This window comes from Clostridium sp. KNHs216 (genome assembly GCF_006714885.1).
GTDB lineage: Bacteria > Bacillota > Clostridia > Oscillospirales > Acutalibacteraceae > Caproiciproducens.
Map to the genome: position 1 here is coordinate 2,703,627 of NZ_VFMF01000001.1, position 15,650 is coordinate 2,719,276.

A 15,650-nucleotide genomic window follows, 5' to 3' on the forward strand; every position below is an offset into this window, starting at 1 on the left:
ATCAGTTGGCCCCGCGCGGTAATCCGCGCGGGGCCTTCTTTATTTATTTCTGAATACGATAAAATATTCACAATATATTGACTTATGTGTATGAAGTGATACAATATATAGTATCATAAAATGGACAGGGAAGGGAATTGTGGCCATGACCATATCACAGAATGCACTGACGGTATTGCAAAAGCGGTACCTGATCAAAAATGAAAAGGGAGAAACCACGGAAACCGTGGAAGGCCTGTTCCGCCGCGTGGCCGCCGCCATTGCGGAGCCGGACAGGCTGCACGACGGGAAGGCAGACGTTAAAAAGGCGGAGGAAACCTTTTTCCATATGATGCAGGAGCTGGAGTTCCTGCCCAATTCTCCCACGCTGATGAACGCCGGCCGCCCGCTCGGACAGCTTTCGGCGTGCTTTGTGCTGCCGGTTGCGGACAGCATGGAGGATATTTTTGAAGCGATCAAGCAGGCGGCGCTGATTCACAAATCGGGCGGCGGAACGGGCTTTTCTTTTTCGCGTCTGCGCCCGCAGGGCAGCACCGTCAATTCGACCGGCGGAGTCGCCTCCGGCCCGATCAGCTTCATGAAAGTGTTCAACATGGCGACGGAAGCCGTCAAGCAGGGCGGAACCCGCCGCGGCGCAAACATGGGCATCCTGCGTATCGATCACCCGGATATCCTCGATTTTATCGACTGTAAGGCCAACAACAACGAAATCAACAACTTCAATATCTCGGTGGGCCTGACGGAAAAATTTATGGAAGCGGTGGAGAAGGATACCGACTATGAGCTGGTCGACCCCCACACGAAGAAAGCCGTTTCCGCTCTGTGCGCACGCATGGTGTTTGACCGGATCGTGGACGCCGCGTGGCGCAACGGCGAGCCGGGAATTATCTTTCTGGACCGCCTGAACCGGGACAACATTGTGCCCTCGCAGGGTGAAATCGAGTCCACCAACCCGTGCGGGGAACAGCCTTTGCTCCCCTATGAGTCCTGCAACTTAGGTTCCGTCAATCTGGTGAAGATGCTGAAGACGGCGAACGGAAAAACGGAGTTCGACTGGGACAAGCTTGGGCTGACGGTAAAAAACGCCGTGCATTTTCTGGACAACGTCATTGACGCCAACCAGTATCCGCTGGAAAATATCGACCGGGTAACCAAACAGACGCGGAAAATCGGCTTGGGCGTCATGGGCTGGGCCGACAGCCTGCTGCAGATGGGGATTCCGTACAATTCCGACGAAGCGATCGCGCTCGGAGAAAAGGTCATGAAATTCATTACCGAACGCGGGCGCGAAGAGAGTGCCGTACTTGCCGGAAAACGCGGTGCGTTCCCACTTTTCGGCGAAAGTATCCTGCCGCAGGACAGACCGATGCGCAACGGGACGATCACGACCATTGCGCCGACCGGTACCCTTTCCATCATCGCGAACTGCTCCAGCGGCGTAGAGCCGGTTTTCGGCTATGTTTACATCCGCAACATCATGGACGGCACGGAAATGATCGAGGTCAACCCGATTTTGAAGGCGGAGCTGGAAAAGCGGGGACTGTACTCGGACGAGCTGATGAAGCGCATTGCCAAAGAAGGGACGGTCGCCCATATTGAGGAGCTGCCGGAGGACCTGCGCCGGGTGTTCGTTTCCGCGCACGACATCAGCCCGGAGTACCATATCCGGATGCAGGCGGCGTTCCAGAAGGGAACGGACAACGCGGTTTCCAAGACGGTGAACTTCTCCAACAGCGCCACAAAAGAGGACGTGGCCAGCGTGTATACGCTCGCGTTCCATCTCGGCTGCAAGGGCGTGACCATTTACCGTGACGGCAGCCGCGCGGAACAGGTGCTTAACATCGGGCAGGTAAAAAAAGAAGGCCAGCCCGCGGCGGAGACGCCGGAGGATGGCCGGATTGTGCCGCGCCCGCGGCCCGATACGGTGACCGGGATTACGGAGCGGGTGAAAATCGGCTGTGGAAACCTGTATATTACCGTCAACTACGACGATCAGGGAATCTGCGAGGTGTTTACCAATACCGGCAAGGCCGGGGGATGCCCGTCCCAGTCGGAGGCGACCGCGCGCCTTGCATCCGTCGCCCTGCGCAGCGGGATGGAGGTCGAAAGCATTGTCGACCAGCTCAGGGGAATCCGCTGCCCGTCGACTATCCGCCAGCCGGGGCTGAAATGCACCTCCTGCCCGGACGCGATTGCAAAGACGATTGAACGCGTTTACAAAGAGCAGGTCCAGCTGGGAAAGTGGACCGCTCCCACACCGCGGAAGTCCCCGCCTGTGAGAGAAGCGGCGGACGACGCCCCGGGAAAAATGCATTATTGCCCGGAGTGCGGGGCAAGGCTGGAGCACGAGGGCGGATGCGTGACGTGCCGCCAGTGCGGGTACTCCCGCTGCGGCTAAAGCAGTTTAGAATTCAATCCCCTTTCGGGCGGGGATATTCCTGTCGTAGGGGTGCTTTTCCTTCCTGATTTCGGAAACATAATCGGCGAGCTCCAGAACCTCCGGCTTCGGGCCTCGCCCCGTCAGAACAAGCTCCAGCTTCTGGGGCTTGTTTTTTATAAAGTCGGTCAGCATTGCGTCGTCGAGCAGGCCGCAGTTGACTGCGGCAAATACCTCGTCCAGAATCAGCAGATCGCACTCGTCCGCTTTGGCGGAGGCAACCGCCTTGCAGAACAGGTTGCCGCACAGGACGGCGGCTGCCTCCAGCTCTTTTTTGGTCATCTGAAAGGTGAACTTTACGGTCGGCACCGTGGGGAGCACGCTGAAATTTTCCAGCTGTTTCAGGGCGGCCAGCTCGCCGGAGCCGTTCCCCTTCAGAAACTGTGCCATCAGCACCCGTTTCCCGCTTCCGCAGGCGCGCACTCCCAGCCCGACGGCGGCGGTGGTTTTGCCTTTTCCGTCCCCGCAGTAAACATGAGTCAGTCCGTTCATCGCACATTCTCCATCCGTATAAAATTTATTTCTGATCCTATCATAGCACATTTTGGCGCAAATCCGCCGGGAATCCATGCATTTTCGGGGGATTTTACGGTAAGATCGCAGAAAGAAAAAACATTCCCTTTCGGCATTCATAATTTGGTTAAATTCAGGTTACATATTTTTCTTAAAAATATCATAAAAATATAAACTAATAATCACATCCTTTTCACATAGAACCGGTATCATAACAATCACAGCAAGCAAATCACCGCAGAAAGGAATGATTCAGATGTTTAATCCATTTGCAGATGATAAAAAGAAAAAAGACCTGGCAAATCGTGATTTAAACAGTAACGATACGGAACACAGAAGCGCGGACCAGACGGAGTGGCAGGGGGATTTTTACCATTACAGCAAGCCGTCGAACGAGCCCCCGGTTTACAGCTGGGAGCGGCCCTCCGTTTCCCAGCAGCCCGTTTTCGATTTTCAGGAGCCGCGCAAAAAAAAGCGCGGCGGCAAAAGGACTTTCGTCAAGGTACTGGCGGGGGTCATGTGCTGCCTGATGATTTCGGCCGGTTCCATCGCAGGGTTCGCGGCGCTGGTCAACAACGGGTATGTCAAGCTCGGGAACGCAAGCACCAGTGATCCGGCGTTTACCGTAACGAAGCTGGTCAACAGCGGCACCACCAACACCGCCGCAGTGACCGGGGAACTGACCAAGCAGCAGATCGCCGAAAAGGTGGTCCCGTCGGTCGTCTGTATCCAAAATTACCAGCTGGGCCAGAGCACCCGCTATACGATGGGCGGGAACGGTACGGGCAACGCGGAAAGCAGCGACGAGGACAGTTCCGTCACCCCGACAAGCGAGGGTTCCGGCATTATTGCGACCAGTGACGGGTACATCATTACCAATGCGCACGTGGTCGAGGGCGCGTCTTCCCTCAAAGTTATTTTATCCAACGGAACAAAATATGAAGCGAAGCTGGTCGGCAGCGACAGCGTCACCGACCTGGCCGTTATCAAAATCGACGCAAAGGGCCTGACCGCGGCGGAATTCGGTTCCTCCGACGACCTCAAAGTCGCGGATACCGTCATGGCGATCGGCAACCCGGGCGGCCTGGAGTTCAACTCCAGCGTCACCATCGGTTATGTTTCCGCATTAAACCGTGAAATCACCAATTCCGATACCGGCTATACCATGAAATGCATCCAGACCGACGCAGCGATCAATCCGGGCAACTCCGGCGGCGCGCTGGTCAACATGTACGGCCAGGTCGTGGGCATCAACTCTTCCAAAATCGTAGCCACCGGGTATGAAGGCCTCGGCTTCTCCATCCCCATCAATGTGGCGCAGCCGATCATCAGCGATCTGAAGCAGTACGGCTACGTCAAGGACAGAGCGGTGCTCGGAATCTCCGGCCAGTTTATCGATACGATGACTTCCCGTTTCTACAACCTTCCCGTCGGCATGTACGTCGGCTCCGTGACGAATCCGGAGGTTACCTCCGCAGGGATTAAAAAGGGCGACGTGATCACGAAGATCGACGGCAAGGATGTGACCAGCCAGAACGTGATTACAAACGTGATTACGGGGAAGAAGCCGGGGGACACGGTTACGCTGAACGTTACCAGTTCCCTGACGGGGGAAAGCTTCACCGCCAAAGTAAAGCTGGCCCAGTCAACAGGAAAATAAGTTTACAGCAACTTTTTCATAATACTCCCTTCTTTCATAAAAGCGGCGGAACCGAACCGGTCCCGTCGCTTTTATGTTTTATCAAACACGGTGCCCTTTGCGCGGGGCATCATGATATTATCCACCCGGGCGGCCATGCGCTCCTGCGAAATGGCGTCGATCAGCATCTTGTCGATGGAATTTCCGCTTCCCCCGACCAGACCGAACAGCATTTTTGTCGCGGCCTCCACGGTGGGGTGCTCGTAAAAACGGATAAGAAGCTTTTCTCCGTAGAAGATGAATTTCATCACGCGCAGACTGGGTGTTTCAATATAGGAAAGGTAAAGGAGCATGACCGTGCGGTCCTCTTCGTCCGTCGTCAGCTTTGCCGTCGCACCCACCGTGTAAACGTCGCCGTTCAACGTTACGTCGCTGCGGCGGGGAACACCGTCCAGCCCGGCTGTAATTACGTTTTCGTCGGCTCCGTCGTACATCGTGATCCTGCACAGGCCGGGTTCAAAGGAAAAGGAAACGCGGGTGATACCCCCGGAAAAATTATTGGTTACGCACTGCAGAATAAGCGGGAGCAGCGTTCCGTAGCTGCTGCCCAGCCGGTACTCCTGTTTGTCGATTCCCGCGGCGAGCAAAGGCAGTTCTTCGGCTTTCGAGGGGAAAAATCTTTGCAGGAACGTGTGGAACGGATTGGATTTCCGGGGCTTGGGCGCAGTTTCGGGGACCGCGTACAGGCTGTCCAGCCTGCTTTTCAACGAGCGGAGCGCGCGGATGTTCCGGGGTAAAGGATGGTCGAAAATCTTTTCCGCGCCGTCGCCGAAATAGGTTTCCACCGTTTCGATGGAAACGTCGGAAAACAGGTTCTGGCTTCCGCTTGTGATAGCCACCACCATGTCGCGATTCGGAAGGACGATGACGTACTGGCCGAATACGCCGTTGTACTGGTATGCGTCCGTCGCGTGGAAATCCCATACCTGATACCCGTAGCCGACCGGATGGTTGTTTTCGCGGGACGGGGTCTGCACTTTGGTCGATTCCTGAATCCATTCCTCCGGGATAAGCTGCCGTGTTTCGCCGCCGACATCCCAGCGGCCGCCCTGCAGATAAAGCTGGCCGAGCTTTGCCATATCCGCGATATGCAGGGAAAGCCCCCAGCCGCCCTTTTCGATTCCCAGCGGGCAGGTTTCCCAGTCCGCATCCTCAATCCCCAGCGGAGCGAAAAGCCGCGGGGTCAGGTACTCCACCAGCCCCATACCGGTTTTTTTACGCACGATGGCGCTGAGCAGGTAGGAATTCATGCTGTTGTAGCTGAATTCGCTTCCGGGCTCGAAAATGCAGTCCGATGTCAGGAAGGCCCTCACCCAGTCCCTTTCCACAAAGGAACCGGCCTCGTTGAACTTGATGCCGCTGGTCATGTTCAGCAGGTGCCGGATGGTGATGCTGTTGATTCTGGGGCTGCGGAACATGACGCCCTTTTCGGGGAAGATGTCGATGACCTTTTCGTCAAGGGAAAGCAAGCCCTCCTCCATGGCGATTCCCACCGCCATGCCGGTAACGCTTTTGGAAAGGGAAAACATCATGTGCGGATACGCGGGGGAATAAGGCTTGAAGCTGCCCTGCGCAATCAGCTTTCCGTGCCGCAGCAGCATCACGCTGTGCGGACGGATGGCGGGGGAGGCGGCGAGCTCCTCAAAAAACTGCTCGATATATTCGCTGGGAATCCCCTCATCCTCCGGTGTGGAGGCGGGAATCCCGCCGAAATCGGTTTTCGGAGTATTCTTTTTCTTTTGCGGCTGAAACGGATACGGCGTGATGCGCCGCATATCGCCGCGGACAAATTTGATCACCAGATCAACGGTTTTCATCTGGGACAGCAGATCCAACATGGATTTAAACCCCCGGGTTAAAAGTCTTCATGGAATTCTCGATCATTTCTTCAAACGGCTCCCGATCATCGGAAGGGAAATCCCCCGTCAGCCCGAATTTCAGTGCAAGCCGTTCACCGGCGGCCGGAAGCATTTGCGAGAGCTCCTCCGGCACATCCGGCAGCACGACGATCGCCTGATTGAGGCTTTCGATCAGATAGCCGGTTTTATCCGTACCGTTCAGGCGCAGAACGCCTTTCGGTTCCCCGGACCTTCCGACGGGAATATGCAGGATTTTGAAAAGCGGCGGCGCGCAGTCCGGCATGCTTTCGGGCGAGTCGCCGACCACAAAGACGGCGGGAAGCGTCCGCAGAAGGCGCGCCATAGTGGAGCTGAGGTCCGTCTTTTTGGCGCAGATTTTCACGTCGGCGATACCCGACCCGTAAAAACGAAGCGCTTCCTCTATTTTATTCTGACAGCGCAGGGTCCTGTGCGCGAAATAAAAAATCAGTCCCGCGTTCATATTCCTTCCCCCCATGATAAAAGATTCTTTTTGACGGCCTCTTCATAGGTGTCCGGCCAGACCGGTTTTTTCCCGCCGTTCTTTGTATACCAGCAGTCCGGGTACACCGTTTTGCCGTTGTACGACGCCCTGGAAACGTCCGCCTCGCTGCTTTCGCCGTCGCGGACTTTGCGGGCGACCACGACTTCCCTGAAATCCTTGAACTCGTAGGAACAGGTGGAAAGCAGCACGATGCTGTCGTCCTTGTTGAAGCCGACGCCGGTGTTGTAAAGGGACCGTATCCGCATCTGATAAACGAAATTCAGAAAATCGCTGTCGTCCTGAAAATCCGTTTTCATGTAATTGAACGGCTTTCCCTGTTCCGTCAGGGTGTTGGTCAGAAAAACGGAAATGACCTTCCACTGCGACTGGCTGTCGACCGTATCAAAGGTAAATACCGGGTTCTTTTTGTAGAAATCCAGCGATTTGTACCGGTCCAGCTGCGTAAACATCCGTCCCGAATTGAGCGAGTGCCCGTAAAGGACGATGCTGCGGGATTTCCCCTTTTCCACTGAGCAGTGCGCGTCCGCAAAGACGCTTCCGTATCCGGAGTACCGGTCGCGGTAGTCGTGGGTCAGGTAAAATTCCGGGTCCTTTGCGTCGGCCTGCAGAACCGGCAGGTCGATGACGGTGCCGGGAACCTTGATCCAGCCTACAATGGACGGGTTGATTTTCTGCAGCTCAAGAAACCGGATCAGCCGCCCCTGTCCGTCGCGTTCCGGCGGGGTGGAGGATACGGGCGAATAGTCCCCTGCGTCCGGAGTTTCGGAGCTTTCGGCGTAATAGACGCTTTTGATATCCTGCTGCTCCGTATCCGCGGCAGCGGGCAGGACGACAAGGTCCCAGACCAGATAAAGGGCGCAGCCGAGGAAAACGCAGACGGCGATCAGGCAGACGGTCTTATAAAGAATCAGCTTTTTGCCGTCCCCCTTCCAGGGGAGCAGAACGCGGTAAAAAGGAAGTCTTTTTTTCGTGTGTTCTCCGTTTTGCGGTTTCATGGCGGCACCCCCTTGTTTCCTTTCGGAATATTTTATACTTTTTTCGCGTAGGCGGCTTCTTCCAGCCCTCCGCAGCCCGCCAGATAGCGGCGCACCATGTCCAGCGCGTTGGAGGCGGCGAGCCAGCGCAGGTATTCGCGTCCCTTGGAAGCGCTGTGCTGCATTTTGCGCACCCAGGTATGTTCCCCGTCACAGAAAGCAATGTAAATCAGGCCGACGGGCTTTTCCGGCGTTCCGCCGTCCGGCCCCGCGATCCCGGTGATGCCGATGCCTAGCTCGCTGCCGGATTTTGCCCGGACCCCCTCGGCCATAGCGCGCGCGGTCTGCTCGCTGACGGCGCCGTACTGCTTCAAGGTGGACTCCGGTACGCCGAGCAGAAGCGTCTTGATCTCGTTCGCGTAGGTGACGGCGCCCATCTGAAAGACCTTGCTCGCGCCCGCGATATCAGTGATGCGCTTGGCAAGCAGGCCGCCGGTGCAGGACTCCGCGGTGGCAAGGTGAAGGCCGCGCTTGCCGAGTTCCGTGACCACGACTTCTTCCAGGCTTTCCACGTCGATTCCGTAAATAAACTCGTGAAAACGGTTTTTGAGCTCTTCCACAACGGGGGCGCACATGGCCTGTGCTGTTTCCTGATTTTCCGCACGGGCGGTGACGCGCACGAACATTTCGCCGTCCTTGGCGTAGGTTGCCGCCGTCGGATTGGCGCAGTCCGTCAGGTCGGGGATTTTTTCCGCGACAAAGCCTTCTCCCAGGCCGAACACGCGGACGATTCTGGAAACGATCACCGCCTGCCCGCCCTTTGTCAGATAGGGGATCGCGTAGTTTTTCAGCATGGGAATCAGCTCGGACGGCGGGCCGGGCAGCATGATGATGATTTTGCCCGCGTCTGTTTCAAAGCCGCAGCCCGGCGCGGTGCCGTGGTCGTTGGGGAACACGGTGCAGCCCTCGGGAAGCAGCGCCTGCTTTTTCTGTGTTTCGCCCAGCACCCTTCCTTTGAAATAGCGGTCGATCCTGTCCAGGCTTTCCTGATGCAGCACCAGCTTTTTGCCCGCGGTTTCCGCGATGGTTTCTTTGGTCAGGTCGTCGCCGGTGGGCCCAAGGCCCCCGGTGGTGATGACAAGGTCGCTGCGGCGAAGCGCGCTTTCCAGCGCTTCCTTCAGGCGTGAGACATTATCGCCCACGGTTCCCGCGAACAGAAGGTTGACGCCGATGGTGGAAAGCTCCCTCGCGACAAAGGAGGCGTCGGTGTTGATTGTATGGCCGAGCAGAAGCTCGGTTCCTACGGAAATAATTTCAGCGTTCATTCTTTTCCCTCCGCTATTGATTCGGATAGATTTTTGTAAGTACGGCGTTCCGGACACATTCCTCGATCAGGCTTTCGCAATCCAGCGCCTGTTCCGCTTCCAGAAGCTCCGGAAGCTTGGGCTGTGTGCGCGGATGCTTCGGAGTGAACACGGTGCAGCAGTCCTCAAACGGCTCTATGGAGATGTCAAAGGTATTGATCCTGCGTGAAATTTCAATGATTTCCAACTTGTCCATTCCGATCAGCGGACGCAGGACCGGCATCTCGGAGGCCTGATCGGTGCAGACAATGGCCTGCAGGGTCTGGCTCGCCACCTGACCCAGGCTTTCGCCGGTAATCAGCGCGGAACAGCTTTCCCTGCGGGCGATTTTTTCGCCGATCCGCATCATAAACCGCCGCATGATCAGGGTGAACAGGTCCTCCGGGCATTTCGCCATGATTTCCTCCTGCACCTTTGCAAACGGAACGGTAAACAGGTGCATTCTGCCGGAGTATTCGCCGACGCGGGCCAGCAGCCGGTGCACCTTCTGCTCCGCGCGCTCGCTGGTGTACGGCGGGCTGGCAAAGTGGACGGCGGTCAGCTCCAGTCCGCGTTTTGCCATCGTCCACGCGGCGACGGGGCTGTCGATTCCGCCGCTGATCAGAATGGCGGCGTTTCCGCCGGTGCCCACCGGGATTCCGCCCGCACCCTTCAGTGCGGGTCCGTGAACGTAGGCCCCGAAATCGCGTACCTCCACCCGCACGGTGATGTCGGGGTCGTGTACGTCGACGCAGAGGTGGGGGTACCGTTCCAGCAGGTATTCGCCCACCTGCGCGGAAATCTCCGGCGATTTCAGCGGAAAAATCTTATCGGCGCGCTTCGTCTCCACCTTAAAGCTTTTCGCGGCCAGCAGCTCCGGCTTCAGGTATTCGGCGGACGCTTCCAGAATGGCGTTCATCTCTTTTTTTACCACACAGGCGCGTGAAAACGCGGCAATCCCGAATATTTTGGAAACCCGCTCCACAGCCGCGTCCAGGTCGGCTCCCTCGCGGGGGGTGACGTAAACGGTCGACTGGGCGGTCTTTACGTCAAAACCGCCCAGAGGATTCAAACGACGCTTGATATTCCGGATCAGGGCGGCCTCGAACACATTCCGGTTCAGCCCCTTGAGAACCATTTCTCCCAGTTTGATTAAGATGATTTCTTCCATTTAAATTCTCCTGTTACGGTTTTTTAGTCAGTGAGGAAAGCCCCTCTCTTAAAGCGTCCACCAGTTCGTCAATGTCCTCGTGGGTATTGTAGCGGGAAAAGCTGAGCCGCAGGGAGGAAGCGATCCGGTCGTGGGGAAGGCCCATAGCGGCCAGCACATGGCTTGCCTTTCCTTTGGAGCAGGCGGAGCCGGAGGAAACGTAAATTTCTTTGGCGGAGAGATAGTGCAGCATGGTTTCCGCGCGCACGCCGCCGGCGGAGAAATTCACAATATAGGGGATGGCGTCTTCGGGGGAATTCAGCGTGACGCCGTCGATTTCCAGCAGCCTTTGCCGGCAGTACGAGCTGAGCCTCGCCATGGCTTCCATCTGGGTTCCGGGTTCCGGCAGCGCCCGGACCGCCGCGCCGAAGCCCGCGATCAGCGGAGCGCCTTCTGTGCCGGGGCGGATATTTTTTTCCTGCCCGCCGCCGTAGACGCGCGGAACGAGGTGTACGCCCTTTCGCAGGTACAGCGCGCCCACACCCTTCGGTCCGTGGATTTTATGCGCGCTCACGCTCATCAGGTCAATTTTTAGTCTGCCCGGTTTTAAAGGGATTTTGCCAAATGCCTGTACCGCGTCGACGTGAAAAAGCGCCGGGGCCTTCGCGGCGGCAATCGCGGCGGGAACCGCCTCCAGCGGAAGAAAGGTGCCGACCTCGTTGTTTACACACATCATGCTGACCAGCACGGTGCGCGGCGTCACCGCGCGGTATACCTGTTCCGGCTTGATTTTTCCGCTGCTGTCCGGCTTCAGATAGGTAACGGCAAACCCCTCTTTTTCAAGCTGCGCCATCGTGTTGAGTACGGACGGATGCTCTATCATCGTGGTTACAATATGGTTTCCACGGCGGCGCATCGCGTGTGCTGCGCCGAAAACCGCAAGGTTGTTGCTCTCCGTCCCGCCGGAGGTAAAGTAGATTTCTTCCTGTAAAACACCGAGAAGATCGGCAATTTCCTGTCTTGCCGCGGAAAGCTCCTGTTCGGCGTAAAAGCCTTTCGTGTGAAGGCTGGAGGGGTTTCCGTAATTGTCCGTCATCATCTCCATCACTTTGTCGGCGGCCTCTCTGCAAACCATGGTGGTGGAGGAATTGTCAAGATATATTTCACCCAATGGGGATACCTCCAAGTCATTAATTGATATTACTATATTATACACCTTGCATGTATTTTGAGCAATGAAAACACCCCCCGAAGCGATTTGCATTTTTATAAATTTGTATTATAATAAACGAAGACGGGATGCCGGCACGGAACCCGTATCCGGGACAGAGAGGAAAGGGAAAAACGGTGAAAAACACAAAACAGCGCTGCGCCATTATGCAGATTCTGAAGCAGAGCAGCGACCCTGTGAGCGCAGAGGATATTTTTGCGGCGCTGAAGGCCGAAAATCCAAGCCTGGCCCTCTCCACCGTTTACCGCAATCTGGAGCGCTTCGCCGGGGACGGGCTGATTAAAAAAGACGTCTGGAGAGACGGGATCGTGCGGTACTCCATTGCGCAGGAGCATCACGGGCATTATCTGATCTGCACCGAATGCAGCGCCAAAATCAGGATAGAGGATTGTCCTCTGACCGGGATCGAGCAGGGACTGGCCCATGACACGGGCTATGAAATAGAGGGGCACACGCTGACCATTTACGGAAAATGTCCCAAATGCGTCCGGCGTGAAAAAGCGCGGGAAGCGCAGAATCAGTAAAAGGGACTGTTGGAAAATAGTTTTACCTACAGCATTTCCAGTTGATTCTGCAACACTGAAATGGGATTGCTGTAAAAAGAGTCACAAAAAAAGCGTCTTGATTGGGCTGTAAAAGCCGTCTCAAGGCGCATTTTTATGCTGTATATGCAATTTTGCCGTGCACTTTTTATGAATTGCGCTCCGACAGTTCATTGATCAGGGAAAAAATGTTTTTTCCTGACTGGGACGTGTCAAAGGTCTTCAGAGACGCCCGCATTTCCTCCAGCCGCCTGTTGTCCGCCAGCAGGGAAAGGATGGTTTCGCCGGGATCGACGCCTTTTTCCAGCTTGACCGCCATGTTGTGGGAAAGCAGGAAATTCGCGTTGTCCTCCTCCTGGCCGGGAATCGCGTCAAACACCGCCAGCGGGATGTTGCACGCAAGCGCTTCCGAAACGGTCAGCCCACCGGGCTTGGTGATAATCAGGTCGGACGCGTGCATATAGTTTTCCACTTCGTCGGTGAAAAAGACCAGCTTGGTCTTTTTGGGGCTCTGCGCGATCACCGGGGCGAAAGCCTCGTACAGCTTCTGGTTGCGGCCGGTGATGACAATCGCCTGAAACTCGATTGGAAGCTGCGTCAGGTGCTTATAGATTTTCATGATGTTGGTGACGCCGAAGCTGCCCGCCATAATCAGGATGGTCGGCAGGTCCTCGTCCAGACCGAATTTTTTCAGCAGGGCGGGCCTGTTGCCCTCGCTGTAGAAAACATCCCCCACGGGAATGCCAAACGGATAAATCTTTTCGGTGGGGACGCCCATCGCGTTCATTTCCGGAATCATATCCTTTGTGGAAACGATATACGCGTCCACATGCTCCGCAATCCACGCCCGGTGCGGGCCGTAGTCCGTCATCAGGCAGATCAGCGGGGCCTTCACAACCCCCTTGCCCTTTAAGTGGGAAACCATTTCCGTTGCAAACGGATGAGTGGAGATGATCACGTCGGGCTTCTGCTCCTCCATCAAAGGAATCAGTTTCTGGCTGAACGCGCTGGAAAAACGGGTCACCAGATTGGCAAGCAGGCTTTCCTGATTGGTTTTCCGGTAAAGCTGCCCAAACACCTTCGGTGTTTTGGTTGCCAGAAAATGGTACCCCTCGCAGACCGTCTTGTCCAAGATGGCGTTGATGCTCTTCAGCGCGTCGACCACGGCCACCTCGTTGCCCGTGGAATTTTCTGCAATATATTTTTCAATGGCATGGGAGGCTCTCAGATGTCCTCCGCCCGTTGCAGCCGAAAGAATTAAGATCTTCACACCAATCCTCCTTTAGTCAGGGATCGTATTTCCCATCATACTGCGGCTGATCTGAAAAGAAACGGGAAACCTGTAACCGTTTTTTTCGGATTGCCATATCTTTGGTAATTATATCATATATTTATAAAAGTTGCCAATGAAATTCCCTCAAAGTCCCGCCCACAGCCCGCAGACGGTTATAAAGCTGTAACTTTACTTTTACAGGGCCGCGTTATATAATGATACCAGCATTCTGAGGATTTATCAGCAACTTGAGAATTTACTGTTATTTGGGAGGCCCAATATGACCGATGCAAACATGATTGACATTTCTTCCGGGGCGCCGAACTCCGGCGGGAAAAAACGCGCAAGGATCGCGGCTGTGATTGCCGGGGTGGTCCTGCTTGCTACGGTCGGCGGCCTGTTCGGCAAACAGCTGTATGAGGCTTATCGGCACCGCCAGGAGGTTTCGGCGGCAATTGACGTGGATACCTTTTATAAGGGAATCGTCGTCGCCGGCGTCGATCTGGGCGGGAAGACCATGGAGCAGGCCAAAGCTGCCGTTACCGCGGCCGAGCCCGGACTGCGCGATAAATACGATATCAGGATCGTTTATCAGAATAAAACCTGGCAGCTGACCGAGGATGACCTCAACTTCCAGTTCAATACGGACGCCGTGCTGAAAGAGGCGTATGCCTATGCACGCACGGGGGACAGGGAAGAGCGCTATCAGCAGGTGCTGGCGCTGCAGACTGCTCCTAAAACGTACAATGTCACCAATACGATGAATTACGATAATCTGGACGCCAAGCTGAAAGAGACGGTCAAGGGAATTTCCTATGACCCGGTCGACGCGACGGTGGCCTCCTTTGACACGAACACCGCGACCTTCCGTTATACCGACGGTAAAAACGGCCTTGCGGTCGATGAAAACAGGCTTTACACACAGGTGGAAGCGCTGATCAACGGACCCCGCACCGGAACGGTGGAAGTACCGACGACGGTGGTTCCGTTCAGCAAAACCATTGCGGAGGTAAAAAGCCACCTGCAAAAGCTGGGGACCTACAGCACCACGTCCACCAACAACGCGAACGGCACCCATAACATGGCGCTGGCCCTGTCCAAAATTAACGGAACCAGTATTCCGGCGGGCGGCACGTTTTCCTTCAACGGGATCGTCGGCGACTCTACCAGCAAGGCAAGCGGCTTCCTTGAGGCGGGAGCGATTCTGAACGGCAGGCTGATCCAGTCCTACGGCGGCGGAATCTGTCAGGCGTCCACCACTGTTTACGGCGCGGCGCTCCGTTCCAGCATGAAGATCACACAGCGCTCCAACCATACGCTTCAGTCCACCTACTGCCCGATCGGCCAGGACGCCGCGGTCAGTTACCCGGATCTGGATTTTAAATTCCAGAATCCCACGGAATATCCCATCTACATTGTCTCCGGCATCAAGGGAAAGGTGCTCACCGTAACTTTTTACGGGTACCAGTCGCCGGATTATGACAGCATTACCGTCACCTCGCAGAAGACAGAGACGATCGCCGCGCCGACCACCCCGAAATACATCGTTGACAAAACGCTGGCGAAAGGGGTCGTCAAGCTGGACTCCAAAGCACGTACGGGGGCAAGGGCGACCGCGCAGCGCGTTTTTTATAAAAACGGAGTCGTGGTAAAAACGGAAAACCTGTCCTCCTCCTATTATCGTGCGCAGCCCGCGTATTATTCCATGGGTCCCGGAACAACGGTGAGCGGCAATCCCGCGTCCACCGCTTCCTCCAAACCGGCAAGTTCTTCCAAACCGCCCGCCAGTTCCTCTAAACCGGCAGGTTCTTCCTCTTCGCCGGGTGCGGGCAGTTCATCCCCCGCGTCCTCCCAGGCGGATCAGGACAACGGCGGGCAGTCCGATGATACCGAGTCCGACACGGTTCCGGCGAACATTATCATTCCCGAATAACCGGCTTTTCAGGGTGTGGCTCAGGCTGCACCCTGGTTTTAAATTGGACTTGACTTTTTGTCTTATTTCTGCAAAAATGAGAAAGACGAACGGGATATTCTTTCATTACGTAAACAAAATAAACAACAGACTGTTTAAAACGATACAATTCTAAAAAGGCGGCTGTTTTGCCG

12 protein-coding genes are annotated in these 15,650 nt (G+C 55.8%); 4 read left to right on the top strand and 8 right to left on the bottom strand.

Annotated features, from left to right (window positions below):
- Window positions 1-145: 145 nt before the first annotated feature.
- On the top strand, window positions 146-2,398 hold the full coding sequence (locus LY85_RS13050) for a vitamin B12-dependent ribonucleotide reductase (RefSeq protein ID WP_141826996.1): 2,253 nt from the start codon (window positions 146-148) through the stop codon (window positions 2,396-2,398).
- Between the two features lie 6 nt (window positions 2,399-2,404).
- On the opposite strand, the gene LY85_RS13055 is transcribed toward LY85_RS13050, so the two are convergent.
- The gene (locus tag LY85_RS13055; protein WP_141826997.1) at window positions 2,405-2,929 is read right to left on the bottom strand and encodes a cob(I)yrinic acid a,c-diamide adenosyltransferase; all 525 of its coding nucleotides are present in this window, start codon (window positions 2,927-2,929) and stop codon (window positions 2,405-2,407) included.
- Between the two features lie 277 nt (window positions 2,930-3,206).
- Here LY85_RS13055 and LY85_RS13060 point away from each other — a divergent pair, with 277 nt between their 5' ends.
- A complete protein-coding gene (locus LY85_RS13060; protein WP_141826998.1) occupies window positions 3,207-4,610 on the top strand; it encodes a trypsin-like peptidase domain-containing protein in 1,404 nt (467 codons plus the stop codon).
- 71 nt (window positions 4,611-4,681) lie between these two features.
- On the opposite strand, the gene LY85_RS13065 is transcribed toward LY85_RS13060, so the two are convergent.
- The 6 genes from LY85_RS13065 to LY85_RS13090 are packed head-to-tail and all read right to left on the bottom strand — an operon-like array spanning window position 4,682 to window position 11,669.
- Window positions 4,682-6,487 (bottom strand): serine hydrolase, encoded by a 1,806-nt coding sequence (locus tag LY85_RS13065; RefSeq protein WP_141826999.1) that lies wholly within the window; start codon window positions 6,485-6,487, stop codon window positions 4,682-4,684.
- Between the two features lie 4 nt (window positions 6,488-6,491).
- Window positions 6,492-6,989 (bottom strand): hypothetical protein, encoded by a 498-nt coding sequence (locus tag LY85_RS13070; protein WP_141827000.1) that lies wholly within the window; start codon window positions 6,987-6,989, stop codon window positions 6,492-6,494.
- Window positions 6,986-8,026: a class B sortase gene (gene srtB, locus LY85_RS13075; RefSeq protein WP_141827001.1), complete on the bottom strand. Its 1,041-nt coding sequence runs from the start codon at window positions 8,024-8,026 to the stop codon at window positions 6,986-6,988. Before srtB ends, LY85_RS13070 begins: the two co-directional genes overlap by 4 nt.
- 32 nt (window positions 8,027-8,058) lie before the next feature.
- On the bottom strand, window positions 8,059-9,330 hold the full coding sequence (locus LY85_RS13080; protein WP_141827002.1) for a competence/damage-inducible protein A: 1,272 nt from the start codon (window positions 9,328-9,330) through the stop codon (window positions 8,059-8,061).
- 13 nt (window positions 9,331-9,343) lie between these two features.
- Window positions 9,344-10,519 (bottom strand): tRNA uracil 4-sulfurtransferase ThiI, encoded by a 1,176-nt coding sequence (thiI, locus tag LY85_RS13085; protein ID WP_141827003.1) that lies wholly within the window; start codon window positions 10,517-10,519, stop codon window positions 9,344-9,346.
- Between the two features lie 13 nt (window positions 10,520-10,532).
- Window positions 10,533-11,669 (bottom strand): cysteine desulfurase family protein, encoded by a 1,137-nt coding sequence (locus LY85_RS13090; protein ID WP_141827004.1) that lies wholly within the window; start codon window positions 11,667-11,669, stop codon window positions 10,533-10,535.
- Between the two features lie 176 nt (window positions 11,670-11,845).
- Here LY85_RS13090 and LY85_RS13095 point away from each other — a divergent pair, with 176 nt between their 5' ends.
- Window positions 11,846-12,253 (top strand): Fur family transcriptional regulator, encoded by a 408-nt coding sequence (locus LY85_RS13095; protein ID WP_038322041.1) that lies wholly within the window; start codon window positions 11,846-11,848, stop codon window positions 12,251-12,253.
- Window positions 12,254-12,419: 166 nt separating this feature from the next.
- On the opposite strand, the gene LY85_RS13100 is transcribed toward LY85_RS13095, so the two are convergent.
- Window positions 12,420-13,541, bottom strand: a complete 1,122-nt coding sequence (locus tag LY85_RS13100; protein ID WP_141827005.1) for a glycosyltransferase — start codon at window positions 13,539-13,541, stop codon at window positions 12,420-12,422.
- A 283-nt stretch (window positions 13,542-13,824) separates the two neighbouring features.
- On the opposite strand from LY85_RS13100, the gene LY85_RS13105 reads away from it, so the two are divergent.
- On the top strand, window positions 13,825-15,477 hold the full coding sequence (locus LY85_RS13105) for a VanW family protein (RefSeq protein WP_141827006.1): 1,653 nt from the start codon (window positions 13,825-13,827) through the stop codon (window positions 15,475-15,477).
- Window positions 15,478-15,650: the final 173 nt, after the last annotated feature.